Origin of the sequence: Vibrio sp. THAF64 (assembly GCF_009363455.1) — a bacterium.
GTDB classification, from domain to species: domain Bacteria; phylum Pseudomonadota; class Gammaproteobacteria; order Enterobacterales; family Vibrionaceae; genus Vibrio; species Vibrio coralliilyticus.
Genome location: NZ_CP045356.1, coordinates 999571 through 1022820, shown reverse-complemented (window position 1 = coordinate 1022820; position 23250 = coordinate 999571). Strand labels below are relative to the sequence as shown.

The following is a 23250-nucleotide window of genomic DNA, read 5'->3' as shown; positions in this document are numbered from 1 at the left end:
GGGGATACGCATGGCGTGTCCCCTTTTTGATTTCTTTTTGTCACATTAAGCAAACAGGTAGCTGTATAGGAAGCCAGCGCCGATCGCCATGCTTAGGATGACAGTCAAGAATGCAGCAATCATCTGATTTTTAAAGATAGATTTAAGCAAAATCACTTCTGTTAAGCTTGCCCCCGCGCTGCCGATGATCAGTGCCATCACAGAACCCAGCGCCATCCCTTTTTGTACTAGTGCCGCACTTAGAGGAATCACCGCTTCAGCACGAATGTACAGTGGGATGCCGATGATGGCGGCGACTGGAATCGCATACCACTTACCCGCGCCTGCGTATTCTGCAATCAAGTCTGTTGGAATAAATCCGTAGATAAATGAGCCGATCGCAATGCCCAGCATTAGGTACGGGAATACTTGCTTAAAGTCTTTCCAAGTCGAGTGCCAGATTTTTACCCAGCGATTTGGCTTACGCTCTTCAACTAAAGTCGCGGTTGCACTGCCGTCTGCTGAGCAACTTGCAACACCGACTGATGGTTCTGCACTTGCGCCGCAGCTGGACTCTTTTGCCATTGCTGGCGCTGGTTCACCACAGCTCGATGTCCCACACGTGCCCTCTTTCTTCGGTGCAGGTTTGCTTTCACCACAGCTTGTTCCACAACTGCTGGCTTCTGCCGCCTGATACGCCTCCGGTTTTACGTAACGTTCAAAACCGAGTTTCTCTAATGCGTAGCCCGCAACAACAGACACAACCATAGCGATCATGAAATAGAACAGGGCGACTTTCCAACCAAAGGTTACGACAAACAAGCCAATGATCACTGGATTAAGCAATGGGCTACCAAACAGGAAGACCATCATAGGGCCGAATCCTGCACGCGCTCGAAGCAGACCTTTAAGGAAAGGAATGGTTGAGCAAGAACAGAAAGGCGTGATGGCGCCCAGTAGTGCTGCTACGACATAGCCTTTGCCATTACGCGAGCTCAGGATCGACTGGATCTTTTCTGGTGTAAGGAACTCTTGTAACACGCCAACGATATAGCTGATGGCAAGAAACAGGATGATTAGTTCAGTCGCGAGAAAGGCAAACATATCGAGTGCTTCACTGGCCATGGACATAAATTCATTGTTCATAAGGTGACTCCAAATTCGAGTTTTATGAATCTGAACGTTTCAAATTCATTTCTATTTTTCTCGAATTATAGAAATAAAAAACAAATGATCAAGAAAAATATTTCGATAAAAATCGAAATAAAGGGCGTATCTAATAATATCAATCAGTTAAAAGGGGGATTTTTTCGCTAACCAGTTACTTTACTGGCAAACACATGTGCCTCTGTTGAAATGATCGCTTCGACTTCGTTAATCAGCCATTTCAGAGCTCGGTTATGCTGATTTCTTCGGTGCCAAGCGACGGAAATGGTAGGAGATGGGACAGAAATGGGCATTGGCTTTTGAATCAGTCTCCCTTTCTCTATTGCTTTGCTGGCCACGGTAAACGGCAGAACACTGATCAGATTGGACTCTTCCAATAAATCCATGGCACCAGAAAAACTATTGACAGTCATCGCGACACGTCGCTGGCGTCCTTTGAGAGCCAGTGTTGAGTCTACAGCACCACTTGGATCACCAGAAAGTGAGACCAGCAAATGGTCTGCCCCACAAAAATCTTCCAACGAAAGCGCACGCTCTGCGAGTGGATGATCTGGCCGCATGACACAGGTAAAGTGGTTATCGTAAAGGTGTTGAACTGAAATCTGCTCGTGATTCGTAGGGTAGTAATCCAAGACAAGATCCACCTCAGCTTCCAGCAGTAATTTTTGTCCATTCCCTTGAAAAGGGACGGCATATAAATCTATAGCTCGCGCTCTGTCCTCGATGATCGCTCGCAATCGTGGCCAGAAAAGACTGCTGATGCCATCGGTTAACGCCACCCTAAGCTGAGTTGAAGAAGTCATCGGATCGAACTTAGGTGGAGAAACGGTATGGCTGATCTTATTGAGAGGTTCCGCTACCTCTTGCCAGAGCTGCCTTGCGTAAGGAGTGGGCGTGACTCCTCTCCCATGTTTGATAAACAGAGGGTCTTTCCACGCGTAGCGCATTCGAGAGACGGCTTTCGACACAGAAGGCTGGGTCATTGCTAATTGCTCTGCTGCAATGGTGATGGACTGCTCACGCATGATTGCGTCAAAGATAACTATCAGATTTAAATCAATTTTAGCCATACAACTCATTCCTATGTGGAATAATGTTTATATCAACTATTAATTAGAAGAAATAGGTTATTAGTTGAATACTGAAGCTGTTCTCATCACAGATAAGGAAGAAAGTTATGAAAGCAGCATTCATCAAACAATATGGAGATGTCATTCAACTCAATGTTGGTCAGTTGGACAAGCCAGAACCATCAGCCAATCAGGTATTGATAAAAATCGTGGCATCAGGTGTGAATCCAGTCGATTTTCATATTCGAAATGGCATGATGGCTGATACCGATACACATGTGTTACCACAGGTATTAGGCTGGGATTGCTCCGGTGTTATTGAGCAAATTGGTGATGACGTGAGTGGGTTTAAGCCAGGCGACAAAGTTCTTTCTTTCACTCCTATTTCAGAGCAGGGCACCAACGCTGAATATATCGCGGTGAACGCAGAGCTCGTAGTAGCAAAACCAGAGCGAATGAGTTTTGTTGATGCGGCTGCTTTGCCATTGGCCTCTGTTACTGCTTGGCAAGGATTACATACGCATGGTCACATCAAGCAGGGGCAAACCGTTCTTATTCATAATGCTTCTGGTGGTGTTGGGGCATTTGCGGTGCAAATAGCCAAAGCCGCTGGGGCTTACGTCGTCGCTACAGCCTCTCAAGCGAAACTGGACTACATAAAAACATTGGGGGCGGACGAAGTGCACGATGAAAGCCTGATAGATTGGCACTCGACGATGAGGTTCGATTTGGCTTTTGTCGCAAAAGCAGGTGCTTATCTGCTTCATCGCACGGTTTCTTGTGTTAAATCAGGTGGCCGAATTGTTTCTACGTTTGATGAGCTTTCAGAAGGCGAAGTCGGCATTTATGGTATTTCGTTCACAAGAATGTGGGTCGAAAACAGCGCTGATGATCTTAACAAAGTACTCGGCCTGTTCAATGTGAACCAGTTAATCATCCCGATAGATAGTGTCTACCCCCTTGAGGACATCCAGCTTGCCCATAAACGTTCTGAGCAATACAAAGCTGTTGGAAAAATTGTGCTGACCGTTGATCCGAAATTGAAATATTAGATATAGCTTGCGGCTCCTTTGAGCTGCTTTTTTACTCAATGCCTGCATTTTAAAGGGTGTCACGTATTTTCATTATAGTGAACTTCTTAAAGCTATTTTCTCTTTAAGTTAAATTGGTTGCATATTTGTATTTATTTTATAAAATCCGCGTTTTCATCAAATTGCGGACATCAGCCGTGGGAATATATGGAAGTATTAAAACTCAAGGAATTGATTTGCTAAACAAGGGCGTTTTGTTCTCCACTAATGCCTTTTGGTTTAACGCTCAATGTTCAGAAAAATGGGCTCATCAGTGGGCGAAGCGAGCTGAAGCATGGGCAACTGAACATAAGGTGGTGGTTTAGTAATGGCAACTTTACTCCCTTTTATCTATTTGCTTGTTGGAATTCTGATTGGCAAAAGGCAGTTAAACGTCAAAACGTTTTCATCTCTCGTACTCACTAAGATAGTGATACCTTTAATTATCATCTGGAACATCTCCCTTCATTTAGAGGAAATGGCATGGGTTATCGCATTGACGATGGTGTCTATGCTAGCGATATTCGCTTGGCGACACTGGATGGGAAAAGATGCAATTCGAAGTTTATGTTTTTGCTATCTGAATATAGGTTGGTTGGGTTTGCCAATTGCCCACACATTGCTGGGAGATGAAGCTGCTAGATTCGTGTTAGCTGCGTATATTGGAAGCTCTATTGTGGGTAACTCAATTGGCGCGAACTATCTAAAAAAAGAAGCATTCTCGATTTTAAAGATTCTGAGTTCACCACCGGTGATTGCTTTACTTATTGGTTGTTTGTTGATTCCAGTTGGGAGCGATATCGAAGTGTACGGATACAATGTATATGTCGTGTCCAAGTTCCTGATGAGCTTTTTAGGCATGATGATACTTGGTATCTGGCTTTCTGAAACAAGTTTAAAGAAAAGCGATGTGTTGGCTTACACCAAGTCTTATGCATTTAGAATTGTGATATTGAGTACAGTGGTTCTTGTCGTTTTTGGCATCGGCCAAATATCAAACTCAGAGATTGTGCATCAACAACTGCCGTTGCTGTTTTTAATCTGTCTGCTTCCACCTGCTGCTAACATTATTGTGCTGGAAACCTCCTATCTGGGCACAGGAACCAGTGCAGCAAGAATTTCGGTAGAAACCATGGTAAGTATCGTGGTGATTGCGGCTTACGGCATAGTGGTGCATTCGTTGAGCTTATAAAGAGGCATCAGGGACATAACGATTTGCGGTGTTTGTTACGAATATCAATTTGTTGAAGGACAAATTCGAGTATTAGTAGTGATGTTGAGGCGAATGCAAAGGAACCAATAATGAAACCTGCTCCAATCAAAGATTTGATTACATATGATGACTTTTCCAAGCTGGATATTCGAGTCGGTACAATTACACAGGTCAGTGAAGTTGAAAAATCAGACAAGCTGATGAAACTGACAGTCGACTTTGGTGATCATACTCGCTCAATTTTGGCGGGGATCAAGCAGGAGCGAGCAAATCCACGTGAGATTGAAGGCAAACAAGCTTTGTTTGTTGTTAACCTTCCTGAAAGAAAAATGGCCGGTGAACTTTCGCAAGGTATGCTATTTGATATTGGCTACGAGGATAAGATAACTCCGTGCCTAGCCATGCCAGAGTCTGAAGTGCCAAATGGCTGTCGAGCGGGATAGATTCCGTGGCGTAGGTCCAAAAGCAGCGTGTATAGCGCTGCTTTTTTGTTGGCTGAATTAGCTGAACAGTTGAGTCTTAGATAAACGAACTAAGCGTTATATCGCATGTACGGATTTATAGCTTGGGTTCTGGTTTTCCATGTGGTATCGAAGGTCATCTAACACTTGCCCAAAGTTCTTTGATAGCCCTAATTTTAGAAATGGGTAAGCTAGGTAGCCAAATGTGGACAGTTCAATATTAGACTCCCAGGTAACCAAACATTTTTCTGCGGACACTTCTTTAACAGAGAGCGTGACAATGTTTTTCTTTACCGGAAATATTTTCGGAGCATTGAATGGCACGACATCAAACTGAAAGCGCATATCCTGCTCTGAAAAGTACAAGATGTTTTCTTTTGCTTTGAGGCCATTTGGCTTGTCTGTGAACTCGCAGACACGACCCGCAACAGGTGCGCCATCTAAGACATTGCCTTCTTTCAGCGCATAGGAGTCGACAACAAACCCCATCCACGTGTGCGCATGTTCGAACTGATCTGCAACAATTTTCCACACATCAGATGATTTACGATTGATTTCAACTACTTTTAAGATATTCATAATCACATTCCTCTAGGTCTGACATATCAGATTGTTCAATCAGTATATGTGGACTAAAAATGTGACGATATAGATAAAAATGCGCCTTTATGGTGCGTTTTTGAACCAATTTCAGTATGGACGCTAAGTACCGTCTTCGCATTAAAATAAGAAGCCGACTGGTTTAGTCGGCTTTTCAAACGCGTCGTTATTATTGGCTACCCTCTAGGAGGTGTCCCTTCTCCGTTTGAAGCAACGACGTCGATTTGCATCAGTGCATTCATGGCAATATCAGAGACTCCAACGACGGTTCTTGCTGGTAGATCTCCTTCAAAATACGCTGCGTAGATTTCGTCTACGATGTACAGGTCTTCAATATTACGCAGTTGAATATTCACTTTTACAATGTCATCCATCACATGATCAATGCTTTCAATAATGGCTTTAATGTTGTTCAAGCATTGCTGTGCCTGTTCTTTCGCACCACCAGTCACCAACTGATTAGTTATGGGGTTCAGGGGTAACTGAGCCGCGATGTGGTTATAGTGAGAAAACGCAACGGTGTGAGTGTGTAATGCATTGAAAGGAGCGCCGTCAGTATTGTGGGCCCGAATGACAATGCCGTGTCTGTCTTCGACTTCTTGTGGTGGTGTGCCGTCACCATGCGAAACGACAACATCCATCTGAACCAAGGCATTCATTGGTAATGCTTTTGCAGAAACGATGGTTCGAGCTGGTACATAAGCGACGCTGCGGGCGATGGCTGAATCAGGGAAGAAGGTTGTATAAACCTCATTGACGATGTCCAGATTTGCCAAATCAGTCAGGTAGAGTCGTACGTTAACGATATCATCGTATGGGACATCAATGCTTTCCATCACGGCTTTGATGTTTGTTAAGCATTGCTTAGCCTGCTCTTTCACTCCGCCTTGAATAAGGCTGCCAGTGGCTGGGTCTATCGGCAGTTGTGCCGACAAATTGTTGTAGTGAGAAAAGGCCACTGTTTGTGTCGATATCGCACTTGTTGGGGCTTTGTCAGTATTTCTGGACAATTTAATCAAGTTGCAAGGTGCTTGTGGTGCCGTACCTTCACCATTTGAGATCAGGGCATCCATTTGAACTAACGCATCACTTAGCGGCAAGGCTTCAACCGCGAGCGCGGTACGTGTAGGTAGATGTTGCTGGAAGTAGTTAGCATAAACCTCATCAACCGCGTCTAAGTCATTTATATTTTTAAGGAAAACGTTAATCTTTACGACGTCCTCAAGCGTGTGATCGATGCTTTCAACAATCGCTTTGATGTTCTCTAGGCATTGTTTCGCCTGTTGCTTGATATCTCCAACAATTATCTCTCCTGTTTCTGGGCTGACAGGCAATTGGGCCGAAATATTGTTGTAGTGAGAAAACGCCACAGTTTGCGAAGATAGCTCGCAGATCGGTGCGCGTTCGGTGTTTCTTGAGACTTTAATGATACCGCCACTCATGTCGATGTTTATCCTTCTCTGTTGTCCGTAGATATCTTTGTATCTTTGGTAGGGTTTATGTGTTGGATGAGAGTGACGAGATAGTAGGTGAATAGACAGCTGGCAATTGTGATAAAAGTCAAAATACAATTTGGCAGGTAGAGCCTAGAAAAGCAGGATTTTTATTCAATCAAAGATAAACTATCCAGAAATAATTATTCCTGTTGGCGATCGTGGTTATTTCTTTTGGAATATTCCACTTGGGGTGCATAGCTAACCAGCGTGACATTTTATGGATAGCCGATGTTTCTTCTTGTTCTGGTGATGAGTTCACAAGAATGCGGCTGATACGATCATTTCTACACTTTATTGGTGTTGTTTATTCCTAAATAGGTACATAAATACTATTCATGGGTATTGAATAAACTCCGTCACGTTGCTACTTGAACGCTGAGCTTTATTATGAAGTGGCATACCGACAGTGATTTTCCTGGAAATGATCTGTCAATCTTTAGTAACGCTCGATATGTAAACAATTGGTGTGGCGTCATGTTTTAGGTAAGATTGGTAGCAGCTTAAAATAGCGTTAAATTAATGAATCGGTAGTGAGTGCTCGCATATATACCATCAAAAGGAGAGGTTTGGGTTTAATGTTGATTGATAGTAAATGCAAATGCAGGGTGAGGTATAAGATAAGTTAGGCGTATATTATAGGCTGTCAAAAAGATAATAAGAAAACTTAAAGAGGTTGAAATGGATTTCAAAAGCTTAGCAGGTGTTGTTCTAGTCGTTTTGATATGGGGGTTAAACTTTTCCGTTATTAAGTTTGGTCTTGAAGAAATCCCACCAATCCTATTCTCTGGAATGAGATTTCTTGTTGTTGCTATACCTGCAGTGTTTTTTGTTCCTTTCCCTAAAACATCAGTATGGAATGTCATAGGCGTAGGGTTATTTTTAGGTGTCCTAAAATTTAGCTTCCTGTTTGTGGCTATGGAGTCAGATGTCTCAGCGGGGCTTTCGTCACTATTACTGCAAGCGCAAGTCGTGTTTACTATTTTGCTCAGCGTATTGCTGTGGAAGGAATCATTGAACCGATATCAACTATTTGGGATGGCGGTAGCTTGTATTGGATTCAGTCTCTTCTTCTACACCGCGGGAGGTAACGCAACGACTTTAGGTATAACACTTATTTTATGTGCTGCTGCATTTTGGTCAGTCTCAAATCTGATCATGAAACGAATGGGTGATGTGAACTTACTGCATTTCATGGTCTGGGTTAGCCTGATTCCCCCAATCCCTTTATTCTTGATTTCTTGGCTATTCGAAACAAATGAGCCTTTGATGATATTATTAGCCACAACAGAGAAATCGTGGCTGTCTTTGCTGTATGTAAGTTACATCTCAACTTTGGCTGCTTTCGCTTTGTGGGGATGGTTACTCAAAAATTATCCTGCTGCTGTTGTTACCCCTTTTGCATTACTAATACCTGTGGTGGGCATTGTTGGCTCAAGTCTGCTTTTGAATGAGCAGTTAACCGACTTAGAGACGCTAGGCGGTGCACTGATTTTACTTGGATTGTCAGTCTCAGTGTTAGGCTTAAGGCTTTGTACCTTCATATCTCAGCGCCTAAGATTGCACAGAGCGATATAGCGGTTTTAATCCCCCAGACAGGTTGATTTCCATGGTTCTATCAGCCAGTGTTTCTGAGGCACTGGCTTTGAGAAAGGACGTGGTTTTACTCTTCGGCTGTGGCTTCGTGAATGGCTTGTTTTGTGTCGCCCCACACTTTTGATGAATCATCTTTAACGCCTTGCCATGTGTTGGAGCAGCCGCCAATTAGCAGAGCAATAGCCGTCACAATCAATGATACTCTCATTTTTTATCCCTTAATTAGCACGTTATCTTGTGACTATATCAAAAACGGGTTGGCTAAATGTGAAATTCATTTCAGGATTTGTTTTCGAAAAAACAGGAATCGAGGATTAGGTGGCTACTATTAATGAGTTACTGCTGAAAAATAGCATGCCCATATTAGGATGTTCTGTTGAGTACATTGCAAAACACATATATTTCGATTATCTTGGAAATAATGTTTTATGTAGGAGTGACTGATGGAACTTGAAGTTGTCGCAAAAGCGTTGAAAGAGCTAGGCCACCCAACGCGTCTTTCCATCTATAAAAGTGTTGTTAAAGCTGGGTTTCAGGGTATTGCCGTTGGCGCGATTCAGGAACAGCTGAATATTCCCGGCTCGACGTTGTCTCACCATATCTCCAGTTTGGCATCGGCAAATTTAATCAGCCAGCGTCGTGAAGGCCGCACACTTTATTGTGTTGCAGAGTACGAGAGCCTAGAAGGAGTGATTGGTTTCTTACAAGATGAGTGTTGTGCTGATGAACGTTGCTAACCCCACCTTAAAACTTGAAGATGTCTGGACTCAGTATCAGCAAGCGGTTAAGTCCTTTCTTCATTCCAAAGTCAGTAACCCCGATGATGTCGATGATCTTCAGCAAGAGATACTGATCAAAACCTATCAGAACCTGAACACAGTCAAAGACACTGAGAGTGTCAAATCCTGGCTGTTTCAGCTCGCCAACCGAACCATCATTGATTTTTACCGCAAGCGAGCCCGCCAGCAGCGTGACGGTGAATTGGAAGCCAATGATTTGTGGTTTGAAGAGCAAGAAAAGTCCATCGATCAGGACATGATGAAATGCATCAAGCCTTTCATTCAGGCGTTACCTGCCGATCAATCGGAACTATTGGATGCAGTGGAACTGCAAGGTGCAAGTCAGAAACAGCTTGCTGAGAAGGCCGGTGTGAGCTACTCCACGCTGAAATCTCGCGTACAGAAAGGCCGTACAGAGCTGCGTAAATTGTTCGAAGGCTGCTGTTCTCTTTCTTTAGATAAGCACGGCAATGTGATCGATTGTGAAGAGAAATCAGAGAGTTGTGGTCGTTGCTAAACCTATTGGTTGGACTTTTCTAAAATAATTTCGCCGTTTTATCGTCTTCCTTTTCTTGGCCTCGTCTTAAGGGTGTAAGTGATGCAAAAGCATCGATTCTTAAGATACAAGAGAGTGTACAAGATGATTAAAGTAGTTAGCTTCAAAATTTGTCCGTTTGTTCAACGTGTGACTGCTGCGCTGGAAGCGAAAAAGATCCCGTACGAGATTGAGTACATTGATCTGAAAAACAAGCCGCAATGGTTCCTTGATATCTCACCTAATGGCCAGGTTCCGGTCATGGTAGCGGAAAACGGTACAGCGCTGTTTGAATCGGATGCGATTATTGAGTATATCGAAGATGAATTCGGCCCGCTTGAACAAGGGGTAACAAACGAGCAGCGTGCATTGGATCGTGCATGGAGCTATCTAGCGTCAAAACACTATTTGGTTCAGTGCAGTACAATGCGCAGCGCGGATGAAGCGACCTTGACAGAACGTGTCGAGAAGCTGGCAAAAGCGTTTGCCAAGGCGGAGAAACAGTTAGCTGGGCCATTCTTTAAAGGCGAGCAGATGAGTAATGTGGATATGGCTTGGCTGCCGCTGTTGCATCGAGCGCACATTATCAAGTCACGTACCTGCTTTGACATGTTAGAAGGTTTACCAAAAGTTCAGGCGTGGCAGAACAAGATTCTGGAGTCTGGCTTGGTAGAAAAAACCGTCGCAGAAGACTTTGAAGAAGCATTTACCGGCTTTTACCTGTCCGATCAGACTTTCCTAGGTAAAGGTGAAGATTGCACTGCCAACTCAGGTTGCGGCACGGATTGCTGTTAATTGGTTTGCCGCTATGCCCCGGGTAATTAACCGGGGCATTTTTCATGCTAAGTCTGCCCAACGCATTATCCAAACAAGATCAATGCTGTTGGGATAGCCAGTGTGAGGCTTAAAGCTGTTCTTAAGAACCAAATTACAATCAGGTGACTAATTTTTAGAGGGAGTTTTGTCGATAGAATACACGGGATTGATGCGGACATAAAAAGGATAGAAGAAACGCTTACGACTCCCGTAACAAACCGAGAAACTAGGTCTGTGTCTTGCATTATCAACGCAGGCAAAAACATTTCTGCCAGCCCCGCTGCAATTGCGCTGGCGAGCTCCGCACTATTGTTGATACCCCATACCCAAATAAACGGATAAAGGGTGAATCCTATCCAGTCAAAGATCGATGTATATTTTGCTCCAAGTAATCCAATAAAACCTACTGACATAATTGAAGGTAGAATGTTAAGCGTCATCATTAGGCCATCTTTAAGGTTGGTCATGATGCTTACGCGAATGCTGGGTGCTTCATCGGCTGCTTTCAAACCAACCTCTAAAGCAGATCTAAGTGTTACTTGGGTTCGATTAGTTGGAATCTCGGTGCTTTTTTCGTTGTTTAGCGTTGATAGGGGAGGGAGCCTGGCTGTTATGGCTGTGACTAAGAATGTGATGATTAGAGTTACTGCAAAGTAAGTAGCCCACATATCCATCAAACTTAAGGCTTTTGCGACAATAAGCATGAAAGTGGCTGAAACAGTAGAAAAACCTGTAGCAATAATGGCTGCTTCGCGAAGTGAATAATGTCCAGAAACGTACATTCTATTGGTTATAAGCAGCCCAATTGAGTAGCTACCAACAAATGAGGCCAGTGCATCAATTGCAGAGCGACCAGGGGTTCTCCAAATTGGTTGCATGACTTTTTGCATTAGTGCGCCTATCGATTCCATCATTCCGTAATTGACCAGAAAAGCGAGAAATATAGACCCAATTGGGACGATGAGACTGACAGGAATAACTAACTTCTCAAATAAAAAGGGAAGCATGTCTGGAGATTGAAATTGTGTAGGCCCAATTTTTGTGACTGCTAAAAATCCAGCGATCACTCCAATCCACTTTAATATTAGAAAAATTTGCTCGGTGCGATTGTTTCTCCAACCCGAGTTAAATAGTGGGTACAAGGCACCTAGAGTTATCATCAACAACGCATACCATGAGGTATTGGCTCCTAGTTGGTTTTGCGCAATCTTCACGATGTGGTCGATCGGAATGCTCTGTAAGCCACCTATGGTGATGGGTGCAAAAAAGACAAATATACCTATACCACTAAGGCCGAAAAGTCGGCACCAAGAGGATAGATGTGGTTTTTGATGTTCTAATAGCTGGTTCATAGATTTCCCAAGTACACTGACGTAATGATTTTTATCGTTTTCTATACGATATATATGCATTTGGGAGAGTTAAAGAGCGTCAACTCACTGAAGAGAAACATAGTTAGAGTTTTTGCATGCTTTGGAAGCGGACTCACTGACGGAAGCAATGAAAGAGTATCTTATTTCTTGGAGTTTCTTTTGAGGAGTCGTTGTACGTCAAAGATTTTCTCCATAACTTCTGAAATTATTCTCTACAATAATCAGAGTAACAAGGAGAAATACTTATGATTACAGCGCTTTACGCGTCGATATTAGCCGCATTGATGATATGGCTGTCGATACAGGTAATCAAACAGCGTCGCAGTGCCAAAGTTGCCTATGCAGATGGTGGAGTGAATGCCCTTCAGGTCGCTCGCAGTGCTCAGGGCAATGCGATGGACTATATTCCGATCACTTTGTTCTTAATGGCAATGGTTGAATTTAACGGTGCCAGCCCTTGGATGATTCATCTGGCTGGAATTGTATTTGTCATTGGCCGACTCATGCATGCTAAGGCGGTATTGGCTGAAAAGCTCAAAGGTCGAATTACCGGTATGAAGTTGACCTTTCTGGTTATGGCGGTGCTTATTGTCCTTAACCTTGTTTATCTGCCTTTTGGAAAATTATGGTAATGCCTTTCAAAGTTCCGCCCGCTTGGTCTCTGGTACTGGTTGGCCTAGTCCTCAATATTCTCGCGATTGTCATGTCGAGTGTTGTGTTGGATAGGTTGAGTGCTCAGATTGCGACTCTGGCAGAGCAGAAAGACGAAAATATCTATTCGATTCAGCTCGCTTGGAGCAGTGTCGAAACATTGGAGCGCAAACGCGAGGCTATTTTGCTGCACTTGAATCAGGTCGGTGACGATAAGATCGATGATGCGTTACAAACCGCGCTTCAAGGCCAACTGAGTGCTTGGTTAGGTGGAAGTGTTCCGCTGATCAGTCGTGAAAATCTGAGTCCATTAATGATGCAGATTAATCAGGCTCAGCAGGGTTATCGCAATCAGATTGATGATTATTATCTGAAGAATCTTACCATTACCGAAGTGATGGCGGCTTTGAATGAGAAAATCGCTTGGTACAAAAATATTGGTTTGTTTTTGCAAGTTTTTGGCCTGACTTTGATTCTGGCTCGAGACTTGGCCAGAAAGCCTTGATTAAACAAAAACGCCTCCATTATGGAGGCGTTTTTGTTAGCGGAATAGCCAGCGCCTGAGAGGTGTTTTGCTCATTGTGGTGACGAAAGTTAAGGTTAAGAAAACAGTCCCGATCAACACTGCCGCATCTTTGCTTGCCCCAGTCATGCCTGCCATCCCGGTGATATTCATCATCAAAATAATCATTGGAAGATGCGATACGTAAATTGCCAGCACATATTTTGACAGCGATGTTATCGCCCAACCTTTTCCTAGTTCTGGTTTGGCGAGTAGCCAAAGAAAGCAGCCGAGGCTCCAGAGTAGAGTGCCGAACAGGTAGTCGTTCTCGTTAAACGTATGGCCTAAACTTGATAGCCAGTAAGCTTCACCGAAATGAATCGCCATACCCGAAAGTGCTATGAATAAGGCTTGTCTGGCAGTGACAGAAACGTTTTGCTGGCGAATGAGTAAACCTGCGGTAAACAGCAATGTACTGAAAAACGGGCCGTTACGAGTAAAAAAGGGCGCCCACATCTCAGTGACCAGTTGGTAGCTGCCTGCTAGCGTGCCGTATAGGTAGAGCAAAGCGGCGACAGGAAGCATCCAGCCGAGCATGTCTTTATGAATGAAGAACGCACACAGGGTTGCCGCCAGCATTAAGGCAGGCAAGAACCACAAGTGTACCAAGCCTCCTTCCATCAGCGAGTTTATCGGGTTTTGTGCCAGAAAGTGCCAATAGCCTTGTCTTTCAGCTAGGTAGCCATGTTCGAATAAAACACCGAAGTTGAATGGCATCAGCAGGCATATCAGACTCCAGACTACAAAAATTCTAAATAATGGTGTTATGTAGCGCTTGAGCGTTTCTATTGGTGCGGCACTGAGCTTAGGTTGAATCAGGTAACCGGCTATGAGGAAAAACAGTGGCACAGCGAAGCGCGTCGTCTGGTTAAAAATGTAGCCAAACCAAGGCGTGCCTTGATATTGCCAATAGGTGAGGAACATCTGACAGTGCATCGCGAGAATCGCAAAAATGGCAATAACACGACCCAGCTCAATACTGTGAATTTTATCTTTTTTCATCGCAATATGGATAAGGAATAATTTGCGCTTACGCTAACAGTTTTGGGATGCCGATAAGCGGTGTCAGGTCAAACTACTCGGGCGTTTCCTTGGATATTGAGCCAATTCTGCGAGTCGGGTCGAGGCCTTACAATTGTTACACTTATCGGCTGGATTCCTGACTATCGAGACATTTATAGATTGCAAAAAAGTACGAACGTGCTAAAAATAAAAAGAGTGAATAAGTGAGAGTATGATGAGCAAAGGTAAAGTAACCCGAGACAATATCCTGAGTAAGGCATTTGAATTGGCGAGCGAGAACGGGCTGGAAAGCCTTACGATCGGTGAGTTGGCCAAGCAATGCGGTATGTCGAAAAGTGGTTTGTTTGCTCATTTTAACTCCAAAGATAACTTACAGATCGCGGTTTTGGAGTATGCAAACCTGATTTTTACCCAACGGGTGATTGCACCAGCGAGAGAGCAAAGCAGCGCCCTTCGTCAGGAGCAGAAGATTCGTACTCTGCTGGATAATTGGCTTGGTTGGAATCATTCATTTCAGGGCAGTTGCATGTTTTTGGATGCATGGAAAGAGACCAATCCAGAAGCGAACCCAACGCAACAAGCTTTGAAAAAAACCATCGCGACTTGGGTCGAGTACTTGAGAATTCAGGTCGCAAAAGGGGTAGAAAATGGTGAGTTTCGCCAAGATCTTGACCCGAAACAGGCCACCTTTGAGTTGTATGGCTTGTATTTAAGTGCTCACTTGTTCTATTCGATTCACGGAGAGCACGAGAGTTACCAACATTTCTGGCAAGGCGTTGAACGCATGATGACAAGCTGGAAGTAAGCATTAGCTGGCTGAGCCATTAGTCTGAACATAAACTGGGCTCGGCCAATAAATTAACTAAAAATAGCACGGTCGTTCGCTTTTTAGTGAGGCGAACCCGAAAAGGATAACGACCATGAGTGAGAAGATTTATTTTAATACCTCGAACAAGTTCAGTGTTAAGAAGAGCTTAGTTAACCTGACGACACGCTTGCATCACACGCTGGCACCGAGTCACGCAAAGCAGACGGCTCGCAAATTGCTGCTGACGCCAGCGAGAACGAAACCAAAGAATGCTCAACCGGAAGGCTTAGTCATAGGCGAAGTTCAATCTCAAGAAGGGCCACTTAAGACTTATCAACTCGGTCAAGGCCCGGTTTGGGTGCTCACTCATGGTTGGTCTGGTACAGCGAGCCAGTTCTTCCCTTTGATGGAGCATATCGCTTCACAGGGCTATACTGCACTGGCGTACGATCATCCCGGCCATGGTGAAAGTGGCGGTTTATACGGACATATTCCGGCGTTTGTGCATGGTTTGGAGGCAATTCTTGATAGCGTTGATGAAGTGGCAGGTTTAGTGGGCCACAGTATGGGAACTGCTTCAGCGATTGAGTGCCACCATCAGAAACTGGTCGACAAGCCATTACTGCTTATCGCTCCGGTATTGGATTACCTTGATAACCTGTTTGGCAGCGTCGCTCGCTCAGGCTACTCAATGCGTTTGTTTAGTGCGGTAGTCTCTGAAGTGGAGGAGCAATACCGCTACCCGATTCAGTCGATTGACCCATACAACAAACTGAAATTACGCCAGTCGAAAACCATCATAGTGCATGACGAAGGGGATAAATTTACTAAGTTCTCTGTATCGCAGAAAGCGGCACAGGACATGGAAAATGTCACCTTGGTCGCGACTCAGGGACAAGGCCATGGGCGGGTAATGAAATGCCCTCAAGTCATGCAAAGTTTTGATGAGTTGATTGCGTAATAGACAAATTGGTTATAAATAAAACTCCAGCTATTTCATTGTTTTAACAGGGTTAACCTCGTTTTTGATATGGTTAACAATTTCGAAATGAAAAATATTTCCTCATGAGCTTATGTGGGACCATTTGCATTGCCATCTGGCCCTCATGAGGAAATATAATAATGAATAGAAATGATAGTGTTCCATTGCCCACAAACACTCGGGAGTGGCTGTTAAACCGCAACAGCCTGATTGTTCTTGCCAATGTCGCCTTATTCGCGACCCTCTACTTTACACTGCCCTTCGAACCTCAGGTCGTTCTTGGTCTGAGCATGTTAACGTTTATCGCCATTCTCTGGCTCACTGAAGCACTGCACGTAACCGTTACCGCTATTTTGGTGCCTGTTATGGCCGTTTTGTTTGGTGTGTTTGATACTCAAACGGCCCTAAATAATTTTGCCAATTCCATCATCTTTCTGTTTCTTGGTGGCTTTGCATTGGCTGCAGCGATGCACCGTCAGGGGCTAGATAAAGTCATAGCCGATAAAGTGTTGCTCATCGCTAAAGGAAAGATGAGTGTCGCGGTGTTTATGCTGTTCGGCGTGACTGCTGCGCTGTCAATGTGGATCAGTAATACCGCGACCACTGCGATGATGTTGCCGTTAGTGCTGGGTGTCTTGAGCAAAGTGAATTCCGAAAGTGGCCACAAAACTTATGTGTTTGTCCTGCTCGGGATCGCTTACAGCGCCAGTATCGGCGGAATTGCGACCATCGTTGGCAGCCCACCAAATGCTATAGCGGCGGCAGAAGTGGGGCTGAGCTTTACAGACTGGATGAGTTTTGGCCTGCCGACTGCCATCATCTTGCTGCCTATCGCTGTGGCTGTGTTGTTTATGGTGCTTAAGCCAGACCTGAAAGGTCAGTTTGAACTTAACAATGAACCAGTAAACTGGGACAAAGGCAAAATTGTCACCTTGGGTATTTTTGCTGTAACGGTTTGCCTGTGGATTTTCAGTAAGCCAATCAATGCGTTGATTGGCGGGTATGCTAAGTTCGATACGGTTGTCGCTTTGGGTGCGATTGTTGCGGTTAACTTTGCTCGCGTGGTGCATTGGAAAGACATCGAGAAGACGGCTGACTGGGGCGTATTACTGTTGTTTGGTGGTGGTATTTGTCTTAGCAACGTGCTTAAGGCAACCGGTACCAGCGTTTTCTTAGCCAACGGTTTGAGTGAGTTGATTTCACACCTAGGCATCTTCTTCATCGTTGCGGTGATCGCTGTATTTGTGGTCTTCTTGACAGAGTTTGCCAGTAACACCGCCAGTGCAGCGCTGCTTATTCCCGTATTTGCCAGCGTGGCAGAAGCATTTGGATTATCGCCAGTGGTGCTGTCTGTATTGATCGCCGTGGCGGCCTCTTGTGCCTTTATGTTGCCTGTCGCCACCCCGCCCAATGCCATTGTGTTTGGCTCCGGGCATGTTCAGCAAAGCGAAATGATGCGCGTCGGCCTGATCCTCAATATTGCGTGTATTGTCGCTCTTACCTTTATCGCCATGACGTTCTGGGCGTAATAGAAAAGGGAGCTGTTTAAAGCTCCCTTTTTATCTCTGACTAAGATTTCTTCAACTTAACCTCCACCCTCAGCCCACGCTGGTGGTTGAGAGTCGCGTTACTGAACTTAACTTCACCGGACATCTTTTCTATGGCACTGGTGACGAAACTTAGCCCTAATCCATTGCCCTCTGTTGAGCGGCTCGCTTCCTGCCTGAAGAACTTCTGACCGAGCTTAGTTAAGCTTTGCGCTTCCACACCGCCACCCTGATCGGCAATGGTCAGTAAGATGTGATCATTGTCGGCATAAGTGTTGATTTCAATCGCTCCTCCTATTGGGGAGAATTTTGCTGCGTTATCGATCAGGTTACACAACACCTGAAACAGCAGCTCATCGTTTGCCATGACTTGTAAATCGGACACCAGATTTAGCGTCAGGTTAAGTTGTTTTTCTTCCATAACTGGTTCATACAGCTCGTGAACACTGTTGATGACGGTACAGAGATGATTGGTCTGAAGGTCTAGTGTTTCACTACCTCGTTCAAGACGGTTTATTCGCAGCAGCGTATTAAAGGTGTGGACCAGTTTTCCTAGTGTGACTTCCAAATCAACCAACTGAGGGTTTTCAGCCGCTAACCTTTGCACTTTATTGTACACCGCTGTAATCGGAGTGCGTAAATCATGGGCAATGTTATTGGCTTGCTCGCGAGTGGTATTGACTTGCTCCTCAATGCTATCCAGCATCAAGTTAATCTGTTGGCTGGTTTCTGCTAATGGCCCACTGAGCTGATTGATTTCAATCCGCTGACTGAGACTGTTGGTCTGCTGAATTTTATGGCTGGTGGTATTGATGTCGGTAAGGCGCGCTTTGATGTTACGCAGCATCAGCATGGTGATCAGATAACCCACAATCAGGACGGCCCCTATGCTCATCAATAGCAAATTGATCGTGTTGGTAAAGGAGTCGAAGTAGTCCAAATTCAGCGAGATATACATGACTTGCCACTGTGACTGGTTAGGCAGCAGTAGCATGATTGTCGTGTCGTTGTTGATTGGGTGAGCGAGTTCTGGCTGCTCAATCTCAGGGTCGCTTTGCAGCAGTTCGATCATTTTCCTTTCGGCTTCAGCATCATCTAAGCCACTGAAGGTGATACTAAAACGTACATCCGATAATGAGAGCGCGTCAGCGTCTTCATCATCTGGCAGCATACCGAGATCATCGAGCAGAGAGGCTTCACCTTTGGCAACATCCCAACCTTCTGGAATCAACTCTTCACCGAGCGTGCTGCTGAGTTGCTCATTACTGACTTTGGGGCCAAGCTGATAATAAAACAGGGGGTTGCTCTCTTGCCGAACCAGCTCTTTGAGCACGATAGACTGCCCGTCGTCATACCATAGGTCTTCGACCATTCTGGCTTCTGATTCCAGTAAGGGGTAGGCACCCACATCCAATACCCAGTTGCTGAGCTCATTTTTGGCAAACAGAATGATCAGAATTCCGGCCATTACCAGAACGCCATAAAATGAGATAAATTTCTTAAACGGATCAGTCAGGAACATCGTTTTTTACCTGAAGAATGTAGCCCGCGCCGCGCACGGTGTGGAGAAGAGGAGTGTGGCCATCAAGGTCGATTTTCTTTCTCAGACGACTGATATGAACATCTATGACATTGGTTTGCGGGTCAAAACTGAAGCTCCAGACTTTTTCCAGCAACATGGCTCGGGTGATGACTCGCCCTGCATTGTTCATCAGGTACTGGAGGATCTGAAACTCGCGATTGTTAAAGCTAATCACAGTGTCGCCGCGTTTTGCCTGACGGGACAACAGATCCAACTCCAAATCGTCAATCACTAAAACCTGGCTATCGGTTTTGTCAGAGTTGCTATTGGCTCTTAAGGCAAGTAGTTCAACCCTAGCCAGTAGCTCTGAAAAGGCGAACGGCTTGACTAGATAATCGTCGCAGCCGTTGCGCAGCCCGTTGACACGTTCTTCGACACTGTCTAAAGCGCTGAGAATTAGAATAGGTGTCTCTTTACCACTGGAGCGAATCGCTTTCACCATTTGTAAGCCATCAACTTCTGGCATCATACGGTCAGTGATGATGACGTCGTAGTCAGACTGCATGACACTGATCAGGCCCAGTTTGCCATTCTCGACAACGTCTATCTGATGACCGCTTTGGCTAAAGCTCTGACGCAAAAAGTCAGCCTGCTCCTGATTGTCTTCAACGAGTAATAGTTTCATCTATGGATATACCCACTGCTTTGCCCTGACGATGGCCAGGGCGTTAGATATCATCGACTTAATATACGCTGATGATGAGATAATCTTAAATTATAGTTCTGCCATGTTGTGCATTTCGACATCCTCGTTATACATTTCCATGTCTTCAAAGGACTCTTGGTAAATGGAGGTGACTTTTAGAGTGTTGCCGTCGATCTGCAGCATCGTTGCTTCCTCAGCGTAAGATTTGTCCATCAGCATCACTTGATAAACGACACCGACCGGCTGATATTCTTTAAACGCTTCGCCAACCTGTCCACGAAAGTTGTTCTCAACAAATGTCAGCACGTCCAAAAGGCTGTATTTGGTTGAGCTGGTGTCGACGACTTGGCTTGCACCACCCTGACCGTCGAGTTTGACCAATTGTGGTGGATTGGCTTCTTCGACTTGAGCAATGTATTGATCTTTACCATTTTCATCGACTGCCAAAGCGATGTACTCATATTTGGCTGGGTATTCACGTTTGATTTGTTGCAGTGCTTCGACCGCGCTGAGGGCTGGACCGCTTTGGCTCTCGCTTGCGATCGCTGGCGTTATCATAGTGAGTGAAAGGCAAATGAAAGCAATGGATGATTTAAACATAGTGTAATCCTCGATCTGTAAGGGATGTTGTGTTGACCCAAACAAGATTACGTGACGGAACTAAATCCCTTCTGACCTGAACATTACAAATAATTCATCTAACTGTTCATGCGGGCGATGAATGTTTTTGGGGTATACAGTGAAAGAAAAGTTGCCTAACTTTTGACCTTGCTCAAAGTATGTTATGGCGAAAAATAGACGTGCTACTCATACTTAAGAGGTATAAACACGGAGTGCAAGTGATGAAAAACGAACTCGACCCGACCAAAGTACTTCACGCGTATGAGACGGTGATGGCAAACGGGACGCCGACTGAATACGGCAAGATGTATGAAGGGGTAGAAGCCTTCTCGGACTATGACGGATACAGTGTGTATCTACGTGGTAACGGCGTTGAGCTTAAGATCGGTTTCCACAATACCTATCATCTGGAGTACGATCAGGAGCATCTGCGTGATACTTTTCTGAAGAAAGTCGCGACCCTAGCGAAGTAATGCATTCGCGATATGAAAAGCCCCGTGATACGGGGCTTTGTCTTTGTTACTAATCTTCTTCGGCCAAGCTAACATCTTCAGAATAGTCTTCAATGGCGTCTGGCTTATTGCGACCATTAAGGGTATGAAAACGCTTACGACCACGCGCTAACTGCACATACTTCAGCCAGACTCGCTCCAGTTTTGATTTCGCTTTACCTGGATTTTCTATCACCTTAATGAAGTGCTTTTCCTCGGCATTTTCCGGTTCAAGTATCCGCATCTCCAAACCCTGCATCGTATCCCCATAAAGCGTTAGGATTTCCTCTTCTGCAAGCGTAAAATCCCCGGACTTGGCAAAGCCGCGTGGGAATTTGGTGTTGTCATAAAAACGTTTTTTGCCGTGACGAAATAGAGTGTCAGACATTTTGATAGCCTCTATAAACCTACTTGGTTGAACTAAAACGAAAAGTAGGCGTAAATTTAACAAAAGAAAAACAAAACCTTTTTATCGTCTCAATTAAACACTTTTATGAAGGTTAGATAACAGTTTGTTTAACGGGAAAATAAGTGAAACCCATTATTGTTATCCTTTAATGCTCTTTACTGAGGTATTTCGATGGACGTCAAAGTCTTCAAAACATTTTTAGAACTGGCCAATGTGCGTCACTTCGGGCGTGCGGCGGAGAACCTATACATCACTCAGGCTGCTGTGAGTGCGCGAATTAAGCAACTGGAAAGCTATTTTGATACCCAGTTGTTTATTCGTGACAGGAACAATATCAAACTGACGTCGTCTGGTGAACGTTTGGTGAGTTACGCCGAAGTCATGGTGGCGACCCTTCAACAAGCAAAGTTGGAGTTGTCTTTGGAAAGTGGTAAAGCGTTACAACTTACGATGGGCGGAACGCCAAATGTCTGGGATGCCTATTTGCAAAACTGCCTGAGCATTGTGACGGATTCGTTTGGTGGTTACGGGTTTATGGCTGAAGTGATGGGGCGAGAAGCGCTGAATCGCAGCTTGCAGGAGAGAACACTGGATATGGCGTTCGCGTTTGATCAGATTAAAGCAGACGAACTGCACTGTAAAAAGGTGGCTGATATCGTTTTGGTTCTGGTTTCAACAGAAGAGCATACGCTAGAGAGTGTATTTGAGGATAAGTATGCTTATGTTGATTGGGGAACCAAGTTTGCATCTGAACATGCTGAGCGACATCCGAAAATTCCAGCACCTTATTTGAGAACCTCGACTGCACGTATTGCCATGGACTTCATTCTTGAAAAGGGAGGAAGTGCTTACTTACCTACATCACTAGTGGAACCGTTTATTGCCAGTGGGCAGCTGTTTAAAGTGGTGGGTGTTGAGGACTGGCACCGACCCATTTACTTAAGTTACCGCAAGGCGAGCTCTTCGGTTGAAGCGATTGAGCAGGTGGAGGAGTTGGTGAAAGACATTGACCCGATTACCGCGTACTCATTACAACAAATGGCGGATTTGTCATTAGATGAATAAACAAAAAAGCCCTCGGTGTGCCGAGGGCTTTACTAAATCGGGTTAAACCAATTCAGCCAACTGCTTCAGTGCATCTTCACGGGCTACGGCTGCGGCATCTTCACCCATGTTCAGGGCCTCTGCGTAGACAAACTCAACGTCAGTAATGCCAATGAAACCTAGCATTGTCGTCAGGTAGCTTTCGATTGAGTTACGTGGCGAGTCTTTGTGCAAGCCACCACGTGTAGTCACGACGATCACTTTCTTGTTTTCGATTAAACCAACCGGGCCTGTCTCAGTGTAAGAGAAGGTCACGCCAGCACGAGCAATTAGGTCAAACCAGTTTTTAAGCTGAGTCGGTACCATGAAGTTGTACATAGGTGCACCGATGACAATGGTATCTGCTGCTTTTAGCTCATCAATCAGTTGGTTAGATAGTTCTAATACCGCTTTAAGATCATCTGATAGGTCATTGCCGTCACTGCGCAGTGCTGTGGCGACATTCATATCAAGCACGGGTAAAGGTGTCGCGGCTAGGTCGCGCTCAATAATGCCCGATTTGCCTTCAAGAGCGTGATCGATCAGCTGGTTCGATTGAGAGTGAGGGCCCAGAATGCTGGATTTAAGAACAAGTGTATTCGTCATAATCATGTTTCTCTGTCTAGTCAGGCTGGATTCAATCGAGCCTTTGTGTCTGTTGCAACTGAGTTTAGGTTTAACGGAGGCGAGAAA

At 44.8% G+C, this 23250-nt stretch carries 26 protein-coding genes; 14 read left to right on the top strand and 12 right to left on the bottom strand.

What is annotated here, in order from left to right:
* Positions 1–45: 45 nt before the first annotated feature.
* Positions 46–1125 carry a permease gene (locus tag FIU99_RS21135; protein WP_006960035.1) on the bottom strand — a complete coding sequence of 360 codons (1080 nt, stop codon included), beginning with the start codon at positions 1123–1125 and terminating at the stop codon, positions 46–48.
* Positions 1126–1292: 167 nt separating this feature from the next.
* Positions 1293–2216, bottom strand: coding sequence for a LysR family transcriptional regulator (locus tag FIU99_RS21130; RefSeq protein ID WP_006960036.1), 924 nt, complete (start codon positions 2214–2216; stop codon positions 1293–1295).
* Between the two features lie 107 nt (positions 2217–2323).
* Here FIU99_RS21130 and FIU99_RS21125 point away from each other — a divergent pair, with 107 nt between their 5' ends.
* The 3 genes from FIU99_RS21125 to FIU99_RS21115 all read left to right on the top strand — a co-directional run bounded on the left by FIU99_RS21125 (position 2324) and on the right by FIU99_RS21115 (position 4942).
* Positions 2324–3268 carry an NADP-dependent oxidoreductase gene (locus FIU99_RS21125; protein ID WP_006960037.1) on the top strand — a complete coding sequence of 315 codons (945 nt, stop codon included), beginning with the start codon at positions 2324–2326 and terminating at the stop codon, positions 3266–3268.
* A 346-nt stretch (positions 3269–3614) separates the two neighbouring features.
* The gene (locus FIU99_RS21120; RefSeq protein ID WP_006960039.1) at positions 3615–4478 is read left to right on the top strand and encodes a hypothetical protein; all 864 of its coding nucleotides are present in this window, start codon (positions 3615–3617) and stop codon (positions 4476–4478) included.
* A 110-nt stretch (positions 4479–4588) separates the two neighbouring features.
* Complete coding sequence (locus FIU99_RS21115) at positions 4589–4942, top strand: tRNA-binding protein (RefSeq protein WP_006960042.1); 354 nt, start codon at positions 4589–4591, stop codon at positions 4940–4942.
* A gap of 96 nt (positions 4943–5038) precedes the next feature.
* Here FIU99_RS21115 and FIU99_RS21110 read toward each other — a convergent pair whose 3' ends face one another.
* Positions 5039–5539: an SRPBCC family protein gene (locus FIU99_RS21110; protein ID WP_006960045.1), complete on the bottom strand. Its 501-nt coding sequence runs from the start codon at positions 5537–5539 to the stop codon at positions 5039–5041.
* Between the two features lie 197 nt (positions 5540–5736).
* The gene (locus tag FIU99_RS21105) at positions 5737–7002 is read right to left on the bottom strand and encodes a RidA family protein (RefSeq protein WP_006960047.1); all 1266 of its coding nucleotides are present in this window, start codon (positions 7000–7002) and stop codon (positions 5737–5739) included.
* A 732-nt stretch (positions 7003–7734) separates the two neighbouring features.
* On the opposite strand from FIU99_RS21105, the gene FIU99_RS21100 reads away from it, so the two are divergent.
* Complete coding sequence (locus FIU99_RS21100) at positions 7735–8631, top strand: EamA family transporter (protein ID WP_152472529.1); 897 nt, start codon at positions 7735–7737, stop codon at positions 8629–8631.
* An 85-nt stretch (positions 8632–8716) separates the two neighbouring features.
* On the opposite strand, the gene FIU99_RS21095 is transcribed toward FIU99_RS21100, so the two are convergent.
* Positions 8717–8857 (bottom strand): hypothetical protein, encoded by a 141-nt coding sequence (locus FIU99_RS21095; protein WP_006960052.1) that lies wholly within the window; start codon positions 8855–8857, stop codon positions 8717–8719.
* Between the two features lie 235 nt (positions 8858–9092).
* On the opposite strand from FIU99_RS21095, the gene FIU99_RS21090 reads away from it, so the two are divergent.
* From FIU99_RS21090 to FIU99_RS21080, 3 genes are all read left to right on the top strand, one after another.
* Positions 9093–9386, top strand: a complete 294-nt coding sequence (locus tag FIU99_RS21090; RefSeq protein WP_006960053.1) for a helix-turn-helix transcriptional regulator — start codon at positions 9093–9095, stop codon at positions 9384–9386.
* Positions 9373–9945 (top strand): RNA polymerase sigma factor SigZ, encoded by a 573-nt coding sequence (gene sigZ / locus FIU99_RS21085; protein WP_006960055.1) that lies wholly within the window; start codon positions 9373–9375, stop codon positions 9943–9945. Before FIU99_RS21090 ends, sigZ begins: the two co-directional genes overlap by 14 nt.
* 123 nt (positions 9946–10068) lie before the next feature.
* A complete protein-coding gene (locus FIU99_RS21080) occupies positions 10069–10758 on the top strand; it encodes a glutathione S-transferase family protein (RefSeq protein WP_006960057.1) in 690 nt (229 codons plus the stop codon).
* A 65-nt stretch (positions 10759–10823) separates the two neighbouring features.
* On the opposite strand, the gene FIU99_RS21075 is transcribed toward FIU99_RS21080, so the two are convergent.
* A complete protein-coding gene (locus tag FIU99_RS21075; RefSeq protein ID WP_006960060.1) occupies positions 10824–12131 on the bottom strand; it encodes a YjiH family protein in 1308 nt (435 codons plus the stop codon).
* A gap of 266 nt (positions 12132–12397) precedes the next feature.
* Between FIU99_RS21075 and FIU99_RS21070 the strand changes: the two genes are divergently transcribed.
* On the top strand, positions 12398–12784 hold the full coding sequence (locus FIU99_RS21070) for an MAPEG family protein (RefSeq protein WP_006960062.1): 387 nt from the start codon (positions 12398–12400) through the stop codon (positions 12782–12784).
* Positions 12784–13308, top strand: a complete 525-nt coding sequence (locus FIU99_RS21065; protein WP_006960064.1) for a hypothetical protein — start codon at positions 12784–12786, stop codon at positions 13306–13308. The genes FIU99_RS21070 and FIU99_RS21065 overlap by 1 nt, the downstream gene beginning before the upstream one ends.
* A gap of 36 nt (positions 13309–13344) precedes the next feature.
* Here the strand turns inward: FIU99_RS21065 and FIU99_RS21060 are convergent, their stop codons facing one another.
* Entirely contained in the window at positions 13345–14367 is a 1023-nt protein-coding gene (locus FIU99_RS21060; protein WP_006960066.1) for an acyltransferase, read from the bottom strand.
* Between the two features lie 235 nt (positions 14368–14602).
* Between FIU99_RS21060 and FIU99_RS21055 the strand changes: the two genes are divergently transcribed.
* From FIU99_RS21055 to FIU99_RS21045, 3 genes are all read left to right on the top strand, one after another.
* The gene (locus tag FIU99_RS21055) at positions 14603–15193 is read left to right on the top strand and encodes a TetR/AcrR family transcriptional regulator (protein ID WP_021458559.1); all 591 of its coding nucleotides are present in this window, start codon (positions 14603–14605) and stop codon (positions 15191–15193) included.
* Positions 15194–15308: 115 nt separating this feature from the next.
* A complete protein-coding gene (locus FIU99_RS21050) occupies positions 15309–16157 on the top strand; it encodes an alpha/beta hydrolase (RefSeq protein ID WP_006960070.1) in 849 nt (282 codons plus the stop codon).
* 161 nt (positions 16158–16318) lie between these two features.
* A complete protein-coding gene (locus tag FIU99_RS21045) occupies positions 16319–17707 on the top strand; it encodes a DASS family sodium-coupled anion symporter (protein ID WP_006960071.1) in 1389 nt (462 codons plus the stop codon).
* A 40-nt stretch (positions 17708–17747) separates the two neighbouring features.
* On the opposite strand, the gene FIU99_RS21040 is transcribed toward FIU99_RS21045, so the two are convergent.
* The 3 genes from FIU99_RS21040 to FIU99_RS21030 form a co-directional block, all read right to left on the bottom strand.
* The gene (locus FIU99_RS21040) at positions 17748–19247 is read right to left on the bottom strand and encodes a HAMP domain-containing sensor histidine kinase (protein ID WP_006960074.1); all 1500 of its coding nucleotides are present in this window, start codon (positions 19245–19247) and stop codon (positions 17748–17750) included.
* Entirely contained in the window at positions 19234–19932 is a 699-nt protein-coding gene (locus tag FIU99_RS21035; RefSeq protein WP_006960076.1) for a response regulator transcription factor, read from the bottom strand. Before FIU99_RS21035 ends, FIU99_RS21040 begins: the two co-directional genes overlap by 14 nt.
* Before the next feature lie 90 nt (positions 19933–20022).
* Complete coding sequence (locus FIU99_RS21030) at positions 20023–20553, bottom strand: hypothetical protein (protein WP_006960078.1); 531 nt, start codon at positions 20551–20553, stop codon at positions 20023–20025.
* Positions 20554–20795: 242 nt separating this feature from the next.
* Between FIU99_RS21030 and FIU99_RS21025 the strand changes: the two genes are divergently transcribed.
* A complete protein-coding gene (locus tag FIU99_RS21025; protein ID WP_021458631.1) occupies positions 20796–21047 on the top strand; it encodes a DUF3081 domain-containing protein in 252 nt (83 codons plus the stop codon).
* Between the two features lie 49 nt (positions 21048–21096).
* Here FIU99_RS21025 and FIU99_RS21020 read toward each other — a convergent pair whose 3' ends face one another.
* Positions 21097–21453: a DUF413 domain-containing protein gene (locus FIU99_RS21020; protein WP_006960082.1), complete on the bottom strand. Its 357-nt coding sequence runs from the start codon at positions 21451–21453 to the stop codon at positions 21097–21099.
* Positions 21454–21645: 192 nt separating this feature from the next.
* Here FIU99_RS21020 and FIU99_RS21015 point away from each other — a divergent pair, with 192 nt between their 5' ends.
* Entirely contained in the window at positions 21646–22539 is an 894-nt protein-coding gene (locus tag FIU99_RS21015) for a LysR family transcriptional regulator (RefSeq protein WP_006960083.1), read from the top strand.
* A 42-nt stretch (positions 22540–22581) separates the two neighbouring features.
* Here the strand turns inward: FIU99_RS21015 and FIU99_RS21010 are convergent, their stop codons facing one another.
* On the bottom strand, positions 22582–23163 hold the full coding sequence (locus tag FIU99_RS21010; RefSeq protein WP_082315462.1) for an FMN-dependent NADH-azoreductase: 582 nt from the start codon (positions 23161–23163) through the stop codon (positions 22582–22584).
* Positions 23164–23250: the final 87 nt, after the last annotated feature.

Bases quoted from the DNA above. Each gene is read 5' to 3' on its own strand.
- FIU99_RS21040 (WP_006960074.1), bottom strand. From the start codon at position 19,247: ATGTTCCTGACTGATCCGTTTAAGAAATTTATCTCATTTTATGGCGTT.
- FIU99_RS21025 (WP_021458631.1), top strand. From the start codon at position 20,796: ATGAAAAACGAACTCGACCCGACCAAAGTACTTCACGCGTATGAGACG.
- sigZ (WP_006960055.1), top strand. From the start codon at position 9,373: ATGAACGTTGCTAACCCCACCTTAAAACTTGAAGATGTCTGGACTCAG.
- FIU99_RS21110 (WP_006960045.1), bottom strand. From the start codon at position 5,539: ATGAATATCTTAAAAGTAGTTGAAATCAATCGTAAATCATCTGATGTG.
- FIU99_RS21015 (WP_006960083.1), top strand. From the start codon at position 21,646: ATGGACGTCAAAGTCTTCAAAACATTTTTAGAACTGGCCAATGTGCGT.
- FIU99_RS21075 (WP_006960060.1), bottom strand. From the start codon at position 12,131: ATGAACCAGCTATTAGAACATCAAAAACCACATCTATCCTCTTGGTGC.
- FIU99_RS21050 (WP_006960070.1), top strand. From the start codon at position 15,309: ATGAGTGAGAAGATTTATTTTAATACCTCGAACAAGTTCAGTGTTAAG.
- FIU99_RS21070 (WP_006960062.1), top strand. From the start codon at position 12,398: ATGATTACAGCGCTTTACGCGTCGATATTAGCCGCATTGATGATATGG.
- FIU99_RS21105 (WP_006960047.1), bottom strand. From the start codon at position 7,002: ATGAGTGGCGGTATCATTAAAGTCTCAAGAAACACCGAACGCGCACCG.
- FIU99_RS21095 (WP_006960052.1), bottom strand. From the start codon at position 8,857: ATGAGAGTATCATTGATTGTGACGGCTATTGCTCTGCTAATTGGCGGC.
- FIU99_RS21045 (WP_006960071.1), top strand. From the start codon at position 16,319: ATGAATAGAAATGATAGTGTTCCATTGCCCACAAACACTCGGGAGTGG.
- FIU99_RS21125 (WP_006960037.1), top strand. From the start codon at position 2,324: ATGAAAGCAGCATTCATCAAACAATATGGAGATGTCATTCAACTCAAT.
- FIU99_RS21055 (WP_021458559.1), top strand. From the start codon at position 14,603: ATGAGCAAAGGTAAAGTAACCCGAGACAATATCCTGAGTAAGGCATTT.
- FIU99_RS21115 (WP_006960042.1), top strand. From the start codon at position 4,589: ATGAAACCTGCTCCAATCAAAGATTTGATTACATATGATGACTTTTCC.
- FIU99_RS21065 (WP_006960064.1), top strand. From the start codon at position 12,784: ATGCCTTTCAAAGTTCCGCCCGCTTGGTCTCTGGTACTGGTTGGCCTA.
- FIU99_RS21090 (WP_006960053.1), top strand. From the start codon at position 9,093: ATGGAACTTGAAGTTGTCGCAAAAGCGTTGAAAGAGCTAGGCCACCCA.
- FIU99_RS21010 (WP_082315462.1), bottom strand. From the start codon at position 23,163: ATGACGAATACACTTGTTCTTAAATCCAGCATTCTGGGCCCTCACTCT.
- FIU99_RS21060 (WP_006960066.1), bottom strand. From the start codon at position 14,367: ATGAAAAAAGATAAAATTCACAGTATTGAGCTGGGTCGTGTTATTGCC.
- FIU99_RS21135 (WP_006960035.1), bottom strand. From the start codon at position 1,125: ATGAACAATGAATTTATGTCCATGGCCAGTGAAGCACTCGATATGTTT.
- FIU99_RS21130 (WP_006960036.1), bottom strand. From the start codon at position 2,216: ATGGCTAAAATTGATTTAAATCTGATAGTTATCTTTGACGCAATCATG.
- FIU99_RS21030 (WP_006960078.1), bottom strand. From the start codon at position 20,553: ATGTTTAAATCATCCATTGCTTTCATTTGCCTTTCACTCACTATGATA.
- FIU99_RS21020 (WP_006960082.1), bottom strand. From the start codon at position 21,453: ATGTCTGACACTCTATTTCGTCACGGCAAAAAACGTTTTTATGACAAC.
- FIU99_RS21080 (WP_006960057.1), top strand. From the start codon at position 10,069: ATGATTAAAGTAGTTAGCTTCAAAATTTGTCCGTTTGTTCAACGTGTG.
- FIU99_RS21100 (WP_152472529.1), top strand. From the start codon at position 7,735: ATGGATTTCAAAAGCTTAGCAGGTGTTGTTCTAGTCGTTTTGATATGG.
- FIU99_RS21035 (WP_006960076.1), bottom strand. From the start codon at position 19,932: ATGAAACTATTACTCGTTGAAGACAATCAGGAGCAGGCTGACTTTTTG.
- FIU99_RS21120 (WP_006960039.1), top strand. From the start codon at position 3,615: ATGGCAACTTTACTCCCTTTTATCTATTTGCTTGTTGGAATTCTGATT.